At 73.1% G+C, this 19,298-nt stretch carries 19 protein-coding genes; 14 read left to right on the top strand and 5 right to left on the bottom strand.

What is annotated here, in order from left to right; translation table 11 throughout:
- Window positions 1–20: 20 nt before the first annotated feature.
- Window positions 21–779, bottom strand: a complete 759-nt coding sequence (locus tag ACFSHS_RS05480) for a DeoR/GlpR family DNA-binding transcription regulator (RefSeq protein WP_376872790.1) — start codon at window positions 777–779, stop codon at window positions 21–23.
- An 83-nt stretch (window positions 780–862) separates the two neighbouring features.
- On the opposite strand from ACFSHS_RS05480, the gene ACFSHS_RS05485 reads away from it, so the two are divergent.
- The 3 genes from ACFSHS_RS05485 to ACFSHS_RS05495 all read left to right on the top strand — a co-directional run bounded on the left by ACFSHS_RS05485 (window position 863) and on the right by ACFSHS_RS05495 (window position 3,659).
- Window positions 863–1,303, top strand: coding sequence for a flavodoxin family protein (locus ACFSHS_RS05485; RefSeq protein WP_376872793.1), 441 nt, complete (start codon window positions 863–865; stop codon window positions 1,301–1,303).
- Between the two features lie 129 nt (window positions 1,304–1,432).
- Window positions 1,433–2,638 carry a low temperature requirement protein A gene (locus tag ACFSHS_RS05490; protein ID WP_376872795.1) on the top strand — a complete coding sequence of 402 codons (1,206 nt, stop codon included), beginning with the start codon at window positions 1,433–1,435 and terminating at the stop codon, window positions 2,636–2,638.
- A 43-nt stretch (window positions 2,639–2,681) separates the two neighbouring features.
- Window positions 2,682–3,659 (top strand): patatin-like phospholipase family protein, encoded by a 978-nt coding sequence (locus ACFSHS_RS05495; RefSeq protein ID WP_376872798.1) that lies wholly within the window; start codon window positions 2,682–2,684, stop codon window positions 3,657–3,659.
- Window positions 3,660–3,683: 24 nt separating this feature from the next.
- Here the strand turns inward: ACFSHS_RS05495 and mqo are convergent, their stop codons facing one another.
- A complete protein-coding gene (mqo, locus tag ACFSHS_RS05500) occupies window positions 3,684–5,183 on the bottom strand; it encodes a malate dehydrogenase (quinone) (protein WP_376872801.1) in 1,500 nt (499 codons plus the stop codon).
- Between the two features lie 268 nt (window positions 5,184–5,451).
- Here mqo and ACFSHS_RS05505 point away from each other — a divergent pair, with 268 nt between their 5' ends.
- The gene (locus ACFSHS_RS05505; protein ID WP_376872804.1) at window positions 5,452–6,087 is read left to right on the top strand and encodes a DUF2238 domain-containing protein; all 636 of its coding nucleotides are present in this window, start codon (window positions 5,452–5,454) and stop codon (window positions 6,085–6,087) included.
- A gap of 25 nt (window positions 6,088–6,112) precedes the next feature.
- Here ACFSHS_RS05505 and ACFSHS_RS05510 read toward each other — a convergent pair whose 3' ends face one another.
- Entirely contained in the window at window positions 6,113–6,499 is a 387-nt protein-coding gene (locus ACFSHS_RS05510) for a YchJ family protein (protein WP_376872807.1), read from the bottom strand.
- Between the two features lie 83 nt (window positions 6,500–6,582).
- On the opposite strand from ACFSHS_RS05510, the gene mug reads away from it, so the two are divergent.
- From mug to ACFSHS_RS05535, 5 genes are all read left to right on the top strand, one after another.
- Window positions 6,583–7,167 carry a G/U mismatch-specific DNA glycosylase gene (mug, locus tag ACFSHS_RS05515; RefSeq protein WP_376872809.1) on the top strand — a complete coding sequence of 195 codons (585 nt, stop codon included), beginning with the start codon at window positions 6,583–6,585 and terminating at the stop codon, window positions 7,165–7,167.
- Between the two features lie 86 nt (window positions 7,168–7,253).
- A complete protein-coding gene (locus ACFSHS_RS05520; RefSeq protein ID WP_376872812.1) occupies window positions 7,254–8,480 on the top strand; it encodes a Gfo/Idh/MocA family protein in 1,227 nt (408 codons plus the stop codon).
- A gap of 161 nt (window positions 8,481–8,641) precedes the next feature.
- Complete coding sequence (locus tag ACFSHS_RS05525; RefSeq protein ID WP_376872815.1) at window positions 8,642–9,610, top strand: substrate-binding domain-containing protein; 969 nt, start codon at window positions 8,642–8,644, stop codon at window positions 9,608–9,610.
- Window positions 9,611–9,670: 60 nt separating this feature from the next.
- Window positions 9,671–10,729, top strand: a complete 1,059-nt coding sequence (locus tag ACFSHS_RS05530; RefSeq protein ID WP_376872817.1) for an ABC transporter permease — start codon at window positions 9,671–9,673, stop codon at window positions 10,727–10,729.
- A gap of 1 nt (window position 10,730) precedes the next feature.
- Complete coding sequence (locus ACFSHS_RS05535; RefSeq protein WP_376872819.1) at window positions 10,731–11,546, top strand: ATP-binding cassette domain-containing protein; 816 nt, start codon at window positions 10,731–10,733, stop codon at window positions 11,544–11,546.
- A 252-nt stretch (window positions 11,547–11,798) separates the two neighbouring features.
- Here the strand turns inward: ACFSHS_RS05535 and ACFSHS_RS05540 are convergent, their stop codons facing one another.
- Both ACFSHS_RS05540 and ACFSHS_RS05545 read right to left on the bottom strand, forming a co-directional pair.
- Entirely contained in the window at window positions 11,799–12,668 is an 870-nt protein-coding gene (locus ACFSHS_RS05540) for a sugar phosphate isomerase/epimerase family protein (protein WP_376872821.1), read from the bottom strand.
- Between the two features lie 57 nt (window positions 12,669–12,725).
- Window positions 12,726–13,913 carry a phytanoyl-CoA dioxygenase family protein gene (locus ACFSHS_RS05545; protein WP_376872824.1) on the bottom strand — a complete coding sequence of 396 codons (1,188 nt, stop codon included), beginning with the start codon at window positions 13,911–13,913 and terminating at the stop codon, window positions 12,726–12,728.
- Between the two features lie 114 nt (window positions 13,914–14,027).
- Between ACFSHS_RS05545 and ACFSHS_RS05550 the strand changes: the two genes are divergently transcribed.
- The 5 genes from ACFSHS_RS05550 (at window position 14,028) to ACFSHS_RS05570 (ending at window position 19,289) form a co-directional block, all read left to right on the top strand.
- The gene (locus tag ACFSHS_RS05550; RefSeq protein WP_376872826.1) at window positions 14,028–15,068 is read left to right on the top strand and encodes a LacI family DNA-binding transcriptional regulator; all 1,041 of its coding nucleotides are present in this window, start codon (window positions 14,028–14,030) and stop codon (window positions 15,066–15,068) included.
- A 113-nt stretch (window positions 15,069–15,181) separates the two neighbouring features.
- Window positions 15,182–16,204: a Gfo/Idh/MocA family oxidoreductase gene (locus ACFSHS_RS05555; RefSeq protein WP_376872829.1), complete on the top strand. Its 1,023-nt coding sequence runs from the start codon at window positions 15,182–15,184 to the stop codon at window positions 16,202–16,204.
- Window positions 16,205–16,399: 195 nt separating this feature from the next.
- Window positions 16,400–17,143, top strand: coding sequence for a sugar phosphate isomerase/epimerase family protein (locus ACFSHS_RS05560; protein ID WP_376873179.1), 744 nt, complete (start codon window positions 16,400–16,402; stop codon window positions 17,141–17,143).
- 35 nt (window positions 17,144–17,178) lie between these two features.
- Window positions 17,179–18,180 carry an intradiol ring-cleavage dioxygenase gene (locus tag ACFSHS_RS05565; protein WP_376872832.1) on the top strand — a complete coding sequence of 334 codons (1,002 nt, stop codon included), beginning with the start codon at window positions 17,179–17,181 and terminating at the stop codon, window positions 18,178–18,180.
- Window positions 18,177–19,289: a maleylacetate reductase gene (locus ACFSHS_RS05570; RefSeq protein WP_376872834.1), complete on the top strand. Its 1,113-nt coding sequence runs from the start codon at window positions 18,177–18,179 to the stop codon at window positions 19,287–19,289. The genes ACFSHS_RS05565 and ACFSHS_RS05570 overlap by 4 nt, the downstream gene beginning before the upstream one ends.
- Window positions 19,290–19,298: the final 9 nt, after the last annotated feature.

Consider the following 19,298-nt stretch of genomic DNA (forward strand, 5'->3'; position numbering starts at 1 on the left):
AGCAGTCGGAGGGGAGTCGGTCAGGCGCGGATCACGTCGACGCCGGCGGCGGTGAGCTGCGCGACCGCCTCGTCGGGCACGTCGACGTCGGTCACGACGGTGTCGATCTCGGTGACGGGGCAGACGACCACCAGCGCGGTCCGGGCGAACTTCGCGGCCTCGGCCACCAGCACCACCCGGCTGGCCGACGCCACGGCCGCGCGCTTCACGGCGGCGTCCTGCACGTCGTAGGCGGTCACCCCGTCGGTGGCCGAGAAGCCGCAGCAGGTCAGGACGACGGTGTCGAAGCGCAGCGACCGGAGACTCGCCTCGGTCATCGGGCCCACGAGAGAGCCCTCCCCGAAGCGCGCCGTCCCGCCGGGCACGAGCAGGGTCGTGGCCGGGCTGCCGGCCAGGGGACCCAGCGCGTGGATCGACAGCGGCATGACCGTGAGCCGGCGACCGGCGAGGGCGCGCGCGACCGCCAGGCCGGTCGTGCCGCTGTCGACGACGACCGCCTCGCCGTCGCGGAGGAGGCCGGACACGGCCGTGGCCATGCGTTGCTTCGCGTCGGAGGCCTCCACCTCGCGCATCGCGAAGGGGAGCTCCTCGCCGCGGGACAGGAGGCTGACCGCTCCTCCCCGGACCCGCCGCAGGACTCCGGCCCGGGCCAGGACGTCGAGGTCCCGTCGGATCGTCATCTCGGACGTGCCGAGGGCCGCCGCGAGGTCGGCGACCTCCACGCGTCCCTCCCGGCGCAGGTGGGTGAGGATGCCGGCATGGCGGGTCGTGCTGTCCACCCCGCGACCATACATAGCCGGTGTTCGTGCGAACAAACGAGGTGTGCGGACGGCGCGCGGTCCAGGTGCGGGAGGATGCCCGGGTGCCGCGCCTGCTGATCGTCCACCACACCCCCTCACCGAACCTGCAGGCCCTGCTCGAGGCGGCCCGGGAGGGTGTCGCCCTGGTCGACGGGGTGGAGCTCACCGTGCGCCCGGCGCTGTCCGCGGGGGCCGCGGACCTGCTCGGCGCCGACGGCGTCCTGCTCGGCACGCCGGCCAACATCGGTTACATGTCGGGGGCCCTGAAGCACTTCTTCGACACCGTGTACTACCCGTGCCTCGACGCGACCGTGGGCCTGCCCTACGGGGTCTACGTGCACGGTGGGGACGACACCGCCGGAGCCCTGTCGGCCATCCAGAAGATCACCGGGGCCCTGCGCTGGAAGCAGGTCGCCGCGCCGCTGAGCCTCACCGGCCCGCCCTCGGCAGCGGACCTGGAGGCCTGCCGCGAGCTCGCGGCGACGGTCGCGGTCGGTCTGTAGCCCGCTGAGCCGGCAGACCGGCCGCTGGCCCCGCCGGCAGGCGTAGCCGGCCCCGCGCGGGGTAGTGGCCCGACCGTCGACGGGGAGGCGCTCGCTGGTCGGGCGGCCCCCCGGATCGGGGTGGGCGACGTGGGGGATCGATCGGCGGCGGGACGGCTGCTGGACGCCCTCCGGGACGCGGTACGGCCGCCGGCCCTGACGACCGACGACGAGCGGGCCGCCTCCCGGCTGGAGCTGTTCTTCGATCTCGCGTTCGTCCTCGTGGTGGCCGAGCTGGCCATCGCACTGCGGGAGGACGTCACGCTGCACGGGGAGCTGCTGTTCGCCGGGCTCTTCACCGTGGTGTGGTGGTCGTGGGTGAGCGCGACCCTCTATGCGAACCGGTTCGACCACGACGACCTGGTCTACCGGGTCTACAAGCTGACCAGCATGGCGGCCGTCATCGGCATGGCCGCGTCGGCCACCGAGGCGACCGGGGAACGCTTCGGGATCTTCGTCGCGTGCCAGCTGGTGATGCGGGCGACCCTGCTGCTGCAGTACCACCGGGCCTACCGCCACGTCGTGGCGGCCCGCCCGATCGCGCGCCTCTACCTGGCGGGCGCAGGCATCGGGGCGGTGCTGTGGGCGGTCTCGCTGCTGGTGCCGCGGCCCGTCGCCTTCGGCCTCTGGGCCGCTGCCGTCCTCGTCGAGGCTCTCGTGCCGCTCCTGGCGACCCGGCACTCCGCCGACGTCCCGCTGCACGTGCAGCACCTGCCCGAGCGGTTCGCCCTGTTCGTGATCCTGGTGCTGGGCGAGTCGGTGGCGGGGATCGCGCACGGCTTGTACGACGCCGAGTGGGCGCCCTCGGCGATCCCCGTGGCGCTGCTGTGCTTCGTTCTGGCTGCCGCGTTGTGGTGGAGCTACTTCGACCTCGCCGGTGCCCGCGCCAAGCGGCTCCTCAACGAGGTCGGAGCAGAGCGCAGCGACCACTCTCACGACGTCTACGTCTTCGGCCAGCTCCCGCTGACCCTCGCGCTGGCGACCGTCGGTGCCGGCATCGAGCTGGCGGTCGTGCAGAGCGGGGCGGGCGAGGTCCCCGCCGGGACCCGGCTCCTCGTGGCCGGCGGGGTGGCCGTCTACCTGGTCTCGATGACGCTGACCGACAGCGGGATGTCCCGCGGGACGCGCCGAGGGTGGTGGTGGCCGCTGGCCGCGGCCGTGCTGGCTGCCCTCGACGCCGCCCTGGAGCTCCCCGCCGTGCTGGTCGTGGGCGTGCTCGCGGGCCTGCTCGTCGCGGTGGTCCTCGTCGGGACGGCGGAGCGGGTGACCGGCCGGCTGGACGTGGACCCCGTGTGAGGCCGCCGCGTCCCGGACCGGGGGCGCGTGGCAGGCTCGGACCGTGACGCGCGTGGGCCTCGTGCTCGGTGGCGGCGGGGTGGTGGGTCAGGCCTACCACTCCGGCGTGCTCGCCGTCCTCCAGCACGACTTCGGGCTCGACGCCCGCAAGGCCGACATGATCGTCGGCACCTCGGCGGGCTCGATCACCGGCACGCTGCTGCGGCTGGGGGTGTCGGCGGAGGACCTCGCCGCCTGGACGGTGAAGGCACCCCTCTCGGGCGACGACGACGTGCTCCGCCAGATGGCCGAGGCGCGCCTTCCCGAGCTCGCCCCCTTCCGGCCGCTGGAGCTGATCCGCCGGCCGCTGCGGCTGCCGGGGCGGCACATGCTGGCCCGGGCGCTGACCCGCCCGCTGCAGTTCCGCCCGATGGCGGCGGGCATGGCCCTCATGGCGCCGGGCCGGCACGACATCCTCGAGCAGCTGGCCGCGCTGCGCGAGCTCGAGCGCCCGGATTGGCCGCAGCCGGCCCTGTGGATCTGTGCCGTGCGGCGGCGCGACGGCCGGCGCGTGGTGTTCGGCCGGCCGGGGGCCCCGGAGGCGCCGATCCACCGGGCGATCGGAGCGTCCTGCGCCGTACCGGGTTACTTCACGCCCGTCCGGATCGGCCCGCACAGCTACATCGACGGCGGGGTGCACTCGCCGACGAACGCGGCGGTGCTGCGCGGGCAGGGGCTCGACATCGTGATCGTCGTCGCGCCGATGAGCGGCCCCGCCGGCTGGCGTCCCGGGCTCTTCCCGGCCGCCCGCCGGTACTCCGACCGGTTGCTGCGGCGGGAGGTCCGGGCGCTGGAGGAGGAGGGCGTGCGGACCGTCGTCTTCACCCCCGGCCCCGGCGAGCAGCGGGTCATGGGCACCGACATGATGTCCCGCGCGCGGCTGGACGAGGTCATCCAGCAGTCGTTCCTCACGGCCGGGGCGTACGCGGCGACCTCCGAGGTGGCCGACCTCCTGCGCGCCGCGGCCGGTCGCCGGCGCTAGCCGGCCGGCGACCGGCCGAGGGGATCAGCCGTTGAGCTCGAGGACCTGCATGGTGTCCGCCCGCACCTCGGCGAGCAGCGCCGGGTCGTCGGAGAGCCGGCGGCCGTAGGAGGGGATGGCCTCCTGCAGCGCGGGGCGCCAGGCCGGGATCCGGTCGGGGAAGCACTGTTCCAGGAGGCTCAGCATCGCCGAGACCGCGGTCGACGCCCCGGGGGAGGCGCCCAGCAGGCCGGCGACGGAGCCGTCGCCGCCCACGATGAGCTCGGTGCCGAACTGCAGCATCCCGCGGCCCGTCGCCGGGTCCCGCTTGATCACCTGGACGCGCTGCCCCGCGGTGATCATGTCCCAGTCGTGCTCCTCGGCCTCGGGCACGAAGTGGGTGAGCGTGGCGTGCCGGGCCGACCGGGACTGCAGGAGCTCGCCGATCAGGTACCGGGTGAGCGCGAGCTCGGTCCGCGCCACCCCGAGCATGGACCCGAGGTTGTCCGGCCGGACGCTGCGCGGCAGGTCGAACATCGAGCCGGCCTTCAGGAAGCGCGGGGAGAAGCCCGCGTAGGGACCGAACAGCAGCGAGTGGTCGCCGTCGATGAGCCGGAGGTCCAGGTGCGGCACCGACATCGGCGGCGCCCCCACGGCGGCCTGGCCGTACACCTTGGCCTGGTGCCGGCCGACCAGCTCCGGCGACGTGGTGCGCAGGAACTTCCCGCTGACGGGGAAGCCGCCGAAGCCGCGGATCTCCGGGATGCCGGCGCTCTGCAACAGCGGCAGGGCGCCACCGCCGGCGCCGACGAAGACGAAGCGGGTGCGCACGGTGCGGCGCTCGCCGGTGACGGCGTCCCGCACCGTGACGCGCCAGCGGCCGTCGGTCTCCCGCTCCAGGCGCTGCACGCGCTGGTTGCAGTGCACGGTGACGCCGCGCCCGGCGGCGTCGTCGAGCATCAGTCGCGTGAGTGCGCCGAAGTTGACGTCGGTGCCGGCGACCGACCGGGTGGCGGCGACGGTCTGGCCCGGGTCACGGCCGGTCATCATGAGCGGGAGCCAGCCGGCGAGCTCCTCGGCGCTCTCGGTGTACTCGAGGCCGGCGAAGAGCGGCTCGGCCGCCAACGCCTCGTAGCGGTTGCGCATGTAGGCGCGGCCGTCCTCACCGGTGACGAAGCTCAGGTGGGGGACCGGGGTGACGAACTCCTTGGGGGAGCCGGTCATGCCCCCGCGCACCAGGTAGGACCAGAACTGGCGCGAGACCTGGAACTGCTCGTTGATCGCGACGGCTTTCGACGGGTCGACGCGGCCGTCGGGCCCCGCCGGCGTGTAGTTCAGCTCGCACAGCGCGGCGTGCCCGGTCCCGGCGTTGTTCCAGGCGTCGGAGCTCTCCCCGGCCACGTCGGGGCCGGACTCGAAGACGGTGACGCTCCACTGCGGGGCGACCACACCGATCAGCGCGGCCAGGGTCGCGCTCATGATGCCGCCGCCCACGAGTACTACGTCGGGGTTCGCGCTGTCGGGAACCGCGCCGTGCTCAGTCACGTCTGCCTCTCAGGCCGTCCAGGGGTGCGCCGGAGGCGCCGTCCTTCTGATCGTCGGCCGAAACGGGCGGTCACATGCAGTCCGGTCGGTGTGAGCTATCTCCACCTCGTGATCTTCGCCATATCCGGGGGTCGATCGTCCGTGTCCGGCCAGGTCGGAGAGGTGGGCGCACACCGGCGACGGTCACTCCTGCGGGGGACCGACGCGCCCGGGCCCGCTTCCCGGCCCGCCGCGGTCAGCGGGCGTGGCGGGTGGGTAGGCGTCGCGCGTGGACACGCGCACACTCCTGCTGGGCGACTGGACCCCCGTGGTGCGGGACGGCATCGACGTCCTGCGCCTGGTCATCCTCGGCGGTGCCGTCGTGTACGCGGTGAACGGACGACCGGGACCGGCGGCGGTGCTCGCCACCCTGGGCGCCGTCACCGTCCTCGCGCGGCTGGTCAACCTGCCGCGGATCTACGACCTGTCGGTGACGGCGGCGATGGCCCTCCAGGGGTTCGGCGAGACGCTGGGGCTCTACGACGAGTTCGTGCGGTTCGACGACCTGGTCCACTTCACGCTGCCGATGCTCACCGCGCCGGTCATCTACATCGCGCTGGCGCGGGTCGAGGTCGTTCCCGACCCGCGGGAGGAGACCCATCTGCCGCACTACGTGGGCATCGCCGTCGTGACGGCGGCTCTCGGGATCGCGGTGGGCGCGCTGTGGGAGATCGTCGAGTGGCGGTCGGACGCCTGGTTCGGCACGGCGCTGTCGGAGGGCAACGACGACACCAACGGCGATCTGGTGCGCGACACCCTCGGCTCGCTGGCCGGGGCCGGGCTGCTCGTGGTGTGGGCCCGCTTCGGCTGGGGGTCGGTGCGGCGGATCCCGGGGGTGAACACCCACGAGGAGGTCATCGCCTGAGCCCTCGTCCGACCGGGCGGCGCGCTCAGGGCAGCGACACGCCGTCCAGATACCGCCACCGGCCGCCCTCGCGGACGAACCGGCTGGTCTCCTGCTGGACGCCGGTCCGGCCGCCCGTGACGTAGTGGGCGCGGAACTGGACGGTCCCCTCTGCGCCCAGCAGGCCGCCGCCCGTCGTGGCGAGCACCTCCAGGCCCGTCCACCGCACCGCGGGGTCGAGGTCCAGCGCCCGCGGACGGGTGTCGGGATGCCAGGTCTCCAGCAGGTAGGCGATGTGACCGAGGGCGAAGGCGCTGTACCGCGACCGCATCAGCTGCTCGGCCGTCGCGGCCGCGAGCGTGCCCTCGTGCAGCCGGCCGCAGCACTCGTCGAGGGGCAGACCGGTGCCACAGGGGCAGCGTCGGAGCGGCACGGCACGAGTCTCCCCCGTCGGGCGGGCGTCCGACGGGGGAGCCCCTGCGTTCATCCCGCATCCGGTGGGGCACCCACGGCGTCGTGCCTGCCAAGCCGCTGCCGGACGTCGTCGCGCCGGATCTCGACGTGCTCTTCTGCGGCATCAACCCGTCGCTGGTGTCCGCCGCCCGCGGTCACCACTTCGCCCGGCCCGGGAACCGCTTCTGGCCCGCGCTGCACCTGGCGGGGCTGACCCCGCGCCGGCTCGCGCCCGAGGAGGACCGGCTCCTCCTCGGCCACGGGCTGGGCGTCACCAACGTCGTGGACCGGCCGACGCGTGCGGCCGCCGAGCTGACCCCGGCCGAGCTCCGGGCGGGAGCGGCCGCGCTGGCGGGGCTCGTGGCGGAGTACCGGCCCCGCGTGCTGGCGGTCCTGGGCATCACTGCCTGGCGCGTGGCCTTCGACCGGCCCCGAGCGGGCATGGGCCGCCAGCCCGAGCGGGTCGCGGGCGCCGTCACCTGGGTGGTGCCGAACCCCAGCGGCCTCAACGCACACTTCCAGCTGCCGGACCTGGCGCGGATCTACGGTCGGCTGCGCACGGCGGGCGACGAGGGGCCGGGCCGACGCCGTCGTACGGCCGGAGGAGCAGCGCCGGCCGGCCGGACGCATGTCCGTCCCGGACGGTGACGGCCCGCGTCGAGGCGCACCGACCGGCCACCCCGGAGGCCGTCACGGGCACTAGCATCCCCGTCCGCGAGGACCGGAGGGCCGCCATGGGCGAGGTCGTCACGGAACCCGGTGGCACCCGGCCGATCGGGGTCGGCGTCATCGGATTCGGCTGGATGGGGAGGGTGCACGCCCAGGCCTATGCCCGGGTGCGCCACCACTTCCCGGGCCTGCGACTGGTCCCGGAACTGGTCGTGGTCGCCGACGAGGTGCCGGGTCGCGCGGAGGAGGCCGCCGAGCAGTTCGGGTTCGCCACGGCGGTGCGCGACTGGCGGGACGTGCTCGCCGACCCACGCGTGCAGGCAGTCAGCGTGACGGCGCCGAACTGGCTGCACCGGGAGATCGGGGTGACCGTCGCAGAGGCCGGCCGGCACCTGTGGATAGAGAAGCCGGTCGGGCTGACCGCCGACGACGCCCGCGCCGTGGCCGACGCCGCCCGCGCCGCCGGTGTGCGGAGCGCGGTGGGCTTCAACTACCGGAACGCGCCGGCCGTCGCGCTGGCCCGCGAGACGGTGGTCTCCGGTGGGATCGGCCGGGTCACGCACGCCCGGTTCTACTTCCTCAGCGACTACGCCGCGTCCCCCGACGGCGCGTTGACCTGGCGGTACGAGCGGGCTCGCGGCGGCAACGGGGTCCTCGGCGATCTCGCGTCGCACGCGGTGGACCTGGTGCGCTTCCTCCTGGGGGACATCGCCTCGGTGGTCGCCGACACCGCGGTCTTCCTGCCCGAGCGCGCCCGCCCCACCAGCGCCACGGCTGGGCACTCCCTGGTCGTCGGCGGGGAGAAGGGGGCCGTCGAGAACGACGACTACGTCTCGGCGCTGCTCCGCATGGCCTCCGGGGCGCGGGTCGCCCTGGAGGCCAGCCGGGTCGCCGTAGGTGAGCAGAACACCTACGGCTTCGTCGTGCACGGCACCGCCGGGACGGTGTCCTGGGACTTCCGGCGGATGGGGGAGCTCGGCGTGAGCCAGGGCGGCCGCCACCAGGACCAGCCGGTCACGACCGTGTTCGTGGGACCCGGGGCAGGCCACTTCGCCGCCTTCCAGCCCGGCGCAGGGATCCCGATGAGCTACGACGACCTGAAGGTCGTGGAGGCCCGGAACTTCCTGTCCTCCATCGCGTCAGGGCGGCCGGAGGGCGCGGATCTCGACGATGCCGTCGTCGCGGCCGTCACGCTCGACGCCCTGGCGGCATCGTCGGAGCGCGGTTCCTGGCTGGCTCCTACCGTCCCCGCCGGCCCCGGCGGTGCCCGCGCGACGACGAGGAGACCTTGACGTCCTTTGTCACTCATGTCACATTTCGCATGTCACTATGTCCAGACATACCGACGGCGATCGGGCCGAGGCCGGAGCGTCCTCGACCACTCGTGCCGGATGTCCCGGACCTGCCCGATCCCGCCGATACCCGCGCGGGTCCGCCCAACGAGGAGACGAGCATGAGGAGCACCCGTAGGTCGCTGCAGGCTGTGGTGGCGGTGACAGCCGCGACCGTTGGGCTGGCCGCGTGCAGCAGTGGGGGCGGCGCGCAGGACGCGCCCGAAGGCGGCCAGGATCTGACCATCGCGATGATCACCCACGAGGCGCCGGGCGATGCCTTCTGGGACAAGATCCGGGCGGGTGCCGAGGCCGCTGCGGACAACCTCGGAGTCACCCTGAACTACTCCAACGACCCCGACGCCGGCCAGCAGGCGACGCTGGTCCAGAACGCGATCGACAGCAAGGTCGACGGCGTCGCCGTCACCCTGGCCTTCGTGGACCAGGTCGGCCCGGCGGCGCAGGCGGCTGTCGACGCCGGGATCCCGGTGGTCGCCTTCAACTCCGGGATCGACAACTACCAGGACTACGGCATCTCGATGTACTTCGGGTCCAACGAGCAGCTCGCCGGCCGCACCGTGGGCCAGCGGATCCAGCAGGACGCCGGCGGAAAGGCCCTCTGCGTCATCCAGGAGCAGGGCCACATCGCCCTGGAGACCCGCTGTGCCGGTGTGACCGAGGGATTCCCGAACACCGAGATCCTCTACGTCGAGGGCACCGACCTGCCTTCGGTGCAGCAGACGATCGGGTCCAAGCTGCAGCAGGACCCGTCGGTGACCCACATCGTCACCCTCGGTGCGCAGGTGGCACAGGCCGCCCAGCAGGCCAAGACCGACGCCGGCAGCCAGGCGGAGATCGTCACCTTCGACCTCAACGCCGACATCGCGCAGGCCATCGAGAACGGTGACATCGCCTTCTCGGTCGACCAGCAGCCCTACGTCCAGGGCTACATGGCCGTCCAAGCGCTGTGGTTGAACCTGACCAACGGCAACGACATCGGTGGCGGTGGCCCGGTCCTCACCGGTCCGTCCATCGTCGACCGGGGCAACGTCGGCCCCATCGTCGAGTTCGCCCAGAACAACACCAGGTAGTCCCCACGGAGGGAGCCGGGGATCGTCCCCGGCTCCCTCCCCCAATCCCCTGGAGCAGTCATGAGTTCTTCTGTGGCGACAACACCGTCCACCCCGGCGACCACCGCGCCGGTCCGCTCGCAGCGCTCGCTGGTGTCGCGAGTCCTGGGCCGGCCCGAGATCGGCGCGCTCGCGGCGGCGATCGCGATCTTCCTGTTCTTCTACGCGGTCGCCGAGCCGTTCCGCACGCTGCCCGCCTTCGCCACCGTCCTGTACGCGAGCTCGACCATCGGCATCGTGTCGGTCGGGGTCGCCCTTCTCATGATCGGCGGCGAGTTCGACCTGTCGGCCGGGGTCGCGGTGGCCACCGCGGCGCTGGCCGCGGCGATGATCACCTACCAGTTCAGCCTGAACATGTGGGTGGGCGTCGTGTTCAGCCTCGTCGTCGCGCTGGCCATCGGCTTCATCAACGGCTGGCTGGTGATGAGGACCGGGATCCCCAGCTTCCTCATCACCCTGAGCACGTTCTTCATCCTCCAGGGCCTGAACCTCGGCGTCACGAAGCTGGTCACCGGGACGGTCGCCACCCCCAACACCAGCGCCATCGACGGTTTCGGCGCGGCCAAGGCGGTCTTCGCCAGTGACGTCGACCTCGGCTTCATCTCGCTCAAGGTCACGGTGCTGTGGTGGTTCCTCTTCGTGGCGGTCGGCACCTGGCTGCTGCTGCGGACTCGCACCGGCAACTGGATCACCGCCTCCGGCGGCAACCAGGCGAGTGCCCGCGCGGTCGGTGTGCCCGTGCGCAAGGTCAAGATCGGGCTGTTCATGGGGGTCGCCTTCCTGGCCTGGTTCCTGGGGATGCACCTGCTCTTCAACTTCAGCTCGGTGCAGTCCGGCCTGGGTGTCGGCAACGAGTTCATCTACATCATCGCCGCGGTCGTCGGCGGTGCCCTGCTCACCGGCGGCTACGGCTCGGCGGTCGGCTCGGCGCTCGGTGCCTTCATCTTCGGGATGACCACCCAGGGCATCGTGTTCGCCGGCTGGGACCCGAACTGGTTCCGCACGTTCCTGGGCGTGATGCTGCTGCTCGCCGTCCTGGTCAACCTGTACGTCAAGAACTACGCCGCTCAGAGGAAGTGACATGACCGACACGATCATGGAGCACGCCGCCCCTGACCTGCACAAGGGAGAGCCGCTCGTCGAGATGGAGGGCGTCGGCAAGAACTACGGCGCCATCCGGGCGCTCGAGGGCATCAACCTGCGGGTCAGCGCCGGGGAGGTGACCTGCGTCCTGGGGGACAACGGCGCCGGGAAGTCCACCCTCATCAAGATCATCTCCGGTCTGCACCCGCATTCCGAGGGCACGCTGAAGGTGGACGGTCAGGAGGTCCACTTCAGCTCGCCCAGGGAGTCGCTCGACCACGGGATCGCCACGGTCTACCAGGACCTCGCGGTGGTCGGCCTCATGGAGGTGTGGCGGAACTTCTTCCTCGGCTCGGAGATCCGGAAGGGCAAGTACCCCATGGCTCCGCTGGACATCAAGGCGATGCGGGAGATCGCCGACACCGAGCTGCAGAAGATGGGCATCGTCGTCAAGGACATCAACCAGCCGATCGGCACGCTCTCCGGCGGTCAGCGGCAGTGCGTCGCGATCGCCCGTGCGGTGTACTTCGGTGCCCGCGTCCTGATCCTCGACGAGCCCACCGCCGCGCTCGGTGTGAAACAGTCCGGCGTCGTCCTCAAGTACACCGCCGCCGCGCGTGACGCCGGCCTGGGCGTCGTCTTCATCACCCACAACCCCCACCACGCGTACCTGGTGGGCGACCACTTCATCATCCTCAAGCTCGGCCGCCGGGTCCTCGACCGGAAGCGCTCGGAGGTCACCCTGGAGGAGCTCACCACCGAGATGGCCGGCGGTCAGGAGCTCGCCGAGCTGTCCCACGAGCTCAAGCGCTAGGAACGACGCCAGGGCGCCCGCCGCCCGGACCACGCGTGTCCGGGCGGCGGGCGCCGTCGCGTACGCCCGGCCCGCGCTCGGAGCAGGGGACCCGAACCGGAGGGGTCGCCCGCGATGTGCGCGGTGTCGTCGACCGTGGGGTCGGCGGCCCGGTTGCCCGTGAGCTCCGCCGCGATCGGCTGCAGGCGTGTTGGTGCGCCCCCGTCGGCAACCCGCGCCGGGCAGCATCGTCGTCCCGCCGACCGATCGGGGTCAGCGGTGGGCCGAGACGGCCTCGAACTGGGCCCGGGTGGTGGTGGCCGCGTGCATGGCGGCCTGCCGGACGTCGAGTCGGCGGTGCTCGGTGGAGAGGATCTCGACGCCCCAGGGGCCGGACCAGCCGACGGCGCGCAGCGCGGTGATGATGCCGGCCAGGTCGAAGGAGCCCTCGCCGCAGTAGCGTCGCCGGTCGACGGTGTCCTCGGAGAACGTGCCGACGACCTCGCGGTCGGCGTCGTCGAGCTCCACGCCGACGATCCGGTGCAGCGGTAATGCGGCGAGCTCCTGCGGCGGGGTCCCGGCGCGCTCGACGTGCCAGACGTCGATGACGATCCCGCCGGCCGGGTGACCGGCGTCCTCGACCAGCCGCAGCGCGTCGTGGGCGGTCCGGATGTTGGACCAGGGCAGGAACTCGATGCCGAGGCGTACCCCCGCGTCGGTGGCCTGGGCGGCGAGGAGAGCGAACTCCGCCGCCCAGTGCTCCGGCTCCCACGGGCCCCCGCTGGTGTCGGGCGTGACCTTGAGGTGACGGGCGCCGAGCGCCTCGGCGGCGGACAGCACGAACTGGCGCAGCTCGTCCGATCGCGCCCGCTCGGGACCGCTGCTCCACCAGCGGGGCAGCCCCTCCAGCTCCAGGTGGACGATGCCGTTGTCCGTCAGCATCGCGCGGATGCCGGACAGGCCGTGCTCCCGCACGGCGCTGGCCACGTCGACGGCGAGCACCCCGAAGCCGGTGAACCCCGCGGCGGCCGCGGCCTCGATCCGCTCCCGCAGCGGGACCGGGCTGCGCCAGTCCGCCTCTGACGGCGCGGCGTCGCCGGCCGTGGTCCAGCACGTGGCCAGCAGCGCGTCCGCGGCTGTCATGTCCTCCCTCTGTGCTCCCGGATGCGGGAACGGCCACCCTCGGGCGGAGGGTTCGTTTCAGAACCCGCTGCGGTGCCGGTCGGCCTGGGCGGTCAGCTCGGTCGCCAGCGCGTCGGACGTCCACTGCTCCTGCAGGGCGCGCCAGACCAGCTCGGCCTGGGTCTCGGGTGCGAGGCCGCCGATCGGCTGGTCGCGGTCGAGGTTGGTGGGGAAGGCGTAGCCCTCGGCGGAGGCGGCGACGACGTTGCGCAGGGTGCGCTCGTCGACGCCGGCGGCCTGCAGCGCCAGCAGGACCGGGTAGATCGCCCGGCACATGGCCGAGCGGTCGACGGCCTCCATCGCGCGGCCGAAGGCGGAGGAGACCTGCAGCAGGTTGGCCATGCGGCGGACGTCGGTCGAGCGGTTGGTGCCGGCGCCGTGGAACAGGGCCGGGTTGAAGAAGGCGGCGTCGCCCTTGCGCAGCGGTAGCTGCACGAAGTGCTCGTCGAAGTAGGCGGTGAACTCCGGCTGGTGGAAGGCGACGTAGCCGGGGGCGTACTTCTGCGAGTGCGGCAGGTACATCGTCGGGCCGGTCTCCACCGGCATGTCGCAGTGCGCGACCGCTCCCTGCAGGGTCATGACGGGGGAGAGGCGGTGCACGTGAGCCGGGTAGGCCAAGGCCTGCTCCTCGGACATGAAGCCGAGGTGGTAGTCGCGGTGGGCGACCTGGGCCTGCCCGCCGGGGTTGACGACGTTGACCTGGCTGGTCACCTGGTACCCGCGGCCCAGCCAGGACTCCGAGACCAGGGCGAGCACGTCGTTGCCGTAGTACTCGGCGAACAGCTGCGGCTCGCGGACGGCGAACTTGTCGAGGGCGCCCCAGATGCGGTCGTTGGCGCCGGGCTTGGCGAAGTGGTCGCCGGCGACGACCCCGGCGGCCTTCTGCTCGGCGATCACCGCCTCGAAGACGGCGGTGGCCCGGTCGACGACTCCGGTGTCGGGGAAGGCGCCGGCGAAGACGACGATGCCCGGCCCGTCGGCGAGCGCGCGAGCCAGTTCGGCCTGCACGTCGCGGCGGCCCTCCGCGGTGGCGACGTGGTTGCGCAGCCGGGACCCGTAGACGAGGACGTTCTCCCGCACCTCGTCGGCGTACGGGTAGTCGGCCAGGTCGGTGGTCGTCTCGACGATCGCGCGGAAATCCGCCAGGCGGCAGTCGTCCGCGGTGAACCAGCCGGGAGCGGTCCGGGCGGCGGCGAAGGCGGTCATGGCGGCGTCCTTCCTGAGCGGGATGGGGATGTCATCGAGCCTGACGGGTGAGCGCGGCAGCTGCAAGGGGCCGCGGCCATCGCAGATCCGTCATTTGTCCCTCAGACTGGGCGCATGCCGCACCCGTATCCGATCCGCGAGATCGCCCGCCAGGCCGGGTTGTCCGAGGCGACCGTCGACCGTGTGCTGAACCGGCGCGGAGGGGTGCGGCAGAGCACCGTCGACGAGGTGCACCGGGCGATCGCCGATCTGCACCGGCAACGCTCGCAGGTCCGGCTGACCGGTCGGACGTTCTTCCTGGACCTGGTCGTCGACGCCCCGGCCCGGTTCTCCTCGGCGGTGCGGGCGGCGCTGGAGTCGCAGCTGCCGCTGGTCCGCCCGGCGACCTTCCGGGCGCGGTTCCACCTCGCGGAGGCGCCACCGGTCCCGGAGCTGGTGGCCACGCTCGACGGCATCGCCCGGCGCGGGTCGCAGGGCGTCGTCCTCAAGGCCCCGGACCACCCCCAGGTCGTGGCCGCGGTCGAACGGCTGGCCGAGACCGGCATCCCGGTGGTCACGCTCGTCACCGACCTGCCGACCAGCCGACGCGTCGCGTACGTCGGCCTGGACAACCGGGCCGCCGGGGCGACCGCGGCCTACCTGCTCGACCAGTGGCTGCCCGACGACGCCGCCGTCCTGGTCACCCGGGGCACCGGCTCCTTCCGCGGCGAGGACGACCGCGAGATGGGTTTCCGCGCGACGCTGCGGCAGGTGCGGCCCGGCCGGCAGCAGGTCGACCTCGTCGATCCGAGCGGGGACGACGCGGTGCTGCGCGGGCTGGTCCGCGACGCCCTGGCCGCCCACCCGGCCATCGCTGCCGTCTACTCGCTGTACGCCACCGGCGGCAACGCCGCGACGGTGGCGGCCTTCGCCGACGCCGGCCGGGCATGCCGAGCCTTCGTGGCGCACGACCTGGACGCCGAGAACCTGGCGCTGCTGCAGGAGGGACGGCTGTCGGTGGTGCTGCACCACGAGCTCGCCCTCGACCTGCGCCGCGCCTGCCACGTGGTCATGCAGGCCCACGGCGCGCTCCCCGGCAGTCCCCGGTCATGGCACTCGGGCGTCCAGGTGATCACGCCCTACAACCTCCCGTCCGAGGCCCTCACCGCCTCCTGACGGATTGAGGGGATTTTGAGGGACCGCTGACGTTGACGACGCTGTGGCGGCGGCCACAGCCTTGACCTCGACGCGGCCGGCGGAAGCGGCCGAACGGGATCGAGGAGGGCGTCGTGGCGCTGGACGTGGGGGTCATCGGGGTCGGCATGATCGGCCAGGAGCACATCCGCCGCCTGGACGGCGGCCCCGGCGGCAGCCGCGTGGTCGCGGTCGCCGACGCGGACGCCGAGCGCGCCGCGGCCGTGGCCGGGCAGCTGCCGGTTGCGAAAGCCCTGCCCACCGGCGAGGAGCTGATCGCGTCGGACGCGGTCGACGCCGTCGTCGTCACCTCCTGGGGGCCGACGCACGAGCCGTACGTGCTCGCGGCCGTCGCCGCCGGCAAGCCGGTGTTCTGCGAGAAGCCGCTGGCCACCACGCAGGAGTCCTGCCGGCGGATCGTCGAGGCCGAGGTCGCCGCCGGTCGTCGGCTGGTCCAGGTCGGCTTCAACCGGCGCTACGACCCCGCACACCGGGCGCTCAAGCAGGCCGTGGACGGCGGCGCCATCGGGGCTCCGCTGCTGGTGCACTGCGCGCACCGGAACGCCTCGGTGCCTCCGCACTACACACGGGAGATGTCGATCGCCGACACCGCGATCCACGAGATCGACGAACTGCGGTGGCTGGTCGGTCAGGAGATCGTCGCCGCCCAGGTCTTCACCGCACGGAAGAGCAGCCGCGGCGGGCAGCTGCAGGACCCCCTGCTGGTGCTCCTTGAGATGGCCGACGGCGTGCTCGTCGACGTCGAGGTGTCGGTGAACATCCACTACGGCTACGAGATCCGCTGCGAGGTGTCGGGGGAGACCGGCACCGTCGAGCTGGCCGAGCCTGCCCCGGTGACCATCCGCCGCGAGGGCACGGTCGCCGGTCTCGTCCCGGCCGACTGGCGGGAGCGCTTCGCCCTCTCCTACGACATCGAGCTGCGCGAGTGGGCCGACACCGTCGCCGCCGCACGGCCGCCACAGGGCCCCAGCGCATGGGACGGCTACGTCGCGCAGATCGTCTCCGACGCCGCGTTGCGCTCGTTGAGCGACGGCGCCCGGGTAGCGATCGAGCTGCCGCCGCGGCCGGACCTGTACACCCCGACCGCGACGCCGTGACGTCGGAGCCCGCACACGCGTCACGACCGAGGGAGGCGACATGATGCCCGGCCCGACCATTCCCAACCGCGAGCTGCTGGCCACCTGCTGGACCTCGGCCGGAGACGCGGCCCCCGACCGCGGCGACGAGGTCAGCCCGGTCGACCTGCGGACCCGGGTAGAGACCGCCGCGGAGGTGGGCTGGAGGGCTTCGGCCTGCTGCACGCCGACCTGGCGATCGCCGCGCGCACCTTCGGCCTGCCGGAGCTGCGCCGGATCTTCGACGGCGCCGGGATCACGCACGTCGAGCTGGAGGTCCTGCCGTGGTGGTGGACCACCGACGAGCGGCGACGCGTCTCCGACCAGCGGCGGACCCTACTGCTCGACGCCGCCGAGGTCCTCGGCGCCCGGACGATCAAGGTCGCCGCCGAGGGCGGCGGCCGACCGGTCGATCCCGCACGCTTCCACGACGACTTCGACCGCCTGGCCACCCAGGCCGGCAACGCCGGCGCACGCGTCGCGCTGGAGCCCATGCCGATGACCAACCTCTCGACCATCCAGGCCGGCGTCGACTTCGTCACCGCCGTGGGCAACCGGAACGGGGGCCTGACCGTCGACACCTGGCACGTCCACCGCGGCGGGACCAGCTACGCCGAGCTGGAGCGGATCCTGCCGGTCGAGTACCTGTTCATCGTCGAGCTCGACGATGCCGACGAGCAGATCGTCGGCACGCTGTGGGAGGACACCGTCAACGCCCGCCGCCTCCCTGGTGAGGGGATCTTCGACGTGCCCGCCTTCATCGCCGCCATCCACCGCGTGGGCTACCGCGGCCACTGGGGCGTGGAGATCATCTCGGCCGAGCACCGGAAGTTGCCCGTCCGCGACGGACTCACCCGCGCCCGCGCCGCCTCGCTCCAGGCGCTCGACGCCGCGGAGCGCCTCGTGGCCTCGGCCGGCTGACCCGAACACCCCCGACTCCACCCCGGAGGCACGTCTTGCCCGATGCGCCCATCGACACCGCGCTCTCCGCGCGGCCGGCACCCACCCGCGCAGGCGGCGAGCCCTTCACCGAGGAAGGCTCGGCCGAGGTGGTCGCCGCCAGCTTCGCCCGCACCCCGGACCCGCGGCTGCGGCAGGTGCTGACGTCGCTGGTCCACCACCTGCACGCATTCGTCAAGGACGTGGAGCTGACCGAGGAGGAGTGGGAAACCGCGATCGCGTTCCTCACCCGCACCGGCCAGATGTGCGACGACGTCCGGCAGGAGTTCATGCTGCTGTCCGACGTCCTCGGGGTCTCGATGCTCGTGGAGACGATCAACCACCGCACCGGGGGAACCTCGACCGAGTCGACGGTGCTCGGTCCGTTCCACATGGTGGAGTCCCCGCCGCGGGAGCTCGGGGACGACATCGCCCTCGACGGCAAGGGTGAGCCCTGCCTGGTCACCGGGCAGGTGACGGGCCCCGGCGGCGAACCGCTGACCGGAGCGCTGGTCGACGTCTGGCAGGCCGACGACGACGGCTTCTACGACGTCCAGCAGCCCGGCGTCCAGCCCGAGCGCAACCTGCGCGGCCTGTTCACCGCCGACGACGACGGGCGCTTCTGGTTCCGGACGATCGTGCCGCGCCACTACCCGATCCCCGACGACGGCCCGGTCGGGGAGCTGCTCGTCGCCACCGGCCGGCATCCCAATCGCCCGGCCCACGTGCACTTCATCGTCACGGCGCCCGGCCACCGGCCGGTGACCACGCACCTGTTCGTGGACGGCGACCCGTACATCGACTCCGACGCGGTCTTCGGGGTCAAGGAGAGCCTGGTCCGTGAGTTCCCGGTGGTCGACGACCCGGCCCGCGCCGCCGAGGTGGGTCTGCCCAACCCGTTCCGCACCGTGCACTTCGACGTCGTCCTGCTGCGCACCGACAGCCCCCATGTCGAGGCACAGCCGGCGGCCCAGCCGGCGCACCTCCAGTCGACCGTCGTGCAGGGAGCGCCGTCGTGATCCGGCCCTTCACCTACCAGGCGCTGCCCATGCGCGTGGTGTTCGGCCCCGGCTCGCTCGCTGGGCTCCCCGCCGAGGTCGCCGCCCTGGGGCTGGACCGGGTGCTCGTCCTCTGCTCCCCGGAGCAGGAGGTCACCGGCGAGCAGGTCGCCGCCGCCCTGGGCGCGAAGGCGGCCGGCGTGCTCCCCGAGGCGCGCATGCACGTGCCGATCGAGGTCGCCCGTCGCGCGCGCGAGGTGGCTGCCGACCTGGGAGCCGACGGCTGCGTCGCCGTCGGCGGCGGCTCCGCCATCGGGCTCGGCAAGGCCATCGCGCTCGAGCACGACCTTCCGGTGATCGCCGTGCCGACGACGTACGCCGGGTCGGAGATGACCCCGGTGTGGGGGCTGACCGAGGATGGGCAGAAGCGCACCGGCCGGGACATCAGGGTGCTGCCGAAGAGCGTGCTCTACGACCCGGAGCTGACGCTGACCCTCCCCGCGCAGCTGTCGGCGACCAGCGGGATGAACGCGATCGCCCACGCCGTGGAGGGCCTGTACGCGCCCGACGCGACCCCGATCGTCTCGCTGATGGCCGAGGAGGGGACCCGCGCGCTGGCAAGCGCCCTGCCCCGCGTGGTGGCCGACGGGAGCGACCTCGACGCCCGCGGCGAGGCGCTGTACGGCGCCTGGCTGTGCGGCGCGGTGCTCGCGGCGACGACCATGTCGCTCCACCACAAGCTGTGCCACACCCTCGGCGGCACGCTGGACCTGCCGCACGCCCAGACCCACACCGTCGTCCTGCCGCACGCGCTGGCCTACAACCAGCCCGCCGTCCCGGACGCGGTCGCCGCGCTGTCCCGCGCCCTCGGCGGCGTGCCCGATCCCGCCCGGGAACTGTGGGAACTGGCCGGCCGGCTCGGGGCTCCCCGCTCGCTGCGCGAGCTCGGCATGGCCGAGGACGACATCCCGCGGATCGCCGAGCTCGCCGTCGCGGGGTGGGCGGGGTCGGGCTATCGCAACCCCCGGCCCGTCACCCGCAACGGCATCGAGGCCCTGCTGTGGACCGCCTGGACCGGCGCCCCGCCGCCCCGTGGCGGCCCCACCGTCCCGACCCGCCCCGTCGAGTGAGGGAGCAGG

The sequence above is a fragment of the Blastococcus deserti genome (assembly GCF_042682525.1).
GTDB lineage: Bacteria > Actinomycetota > Actinomycetes > Mycobacteriales > Geodermatophilaceae > Blastococcus_B > Blastococcus_B deserti.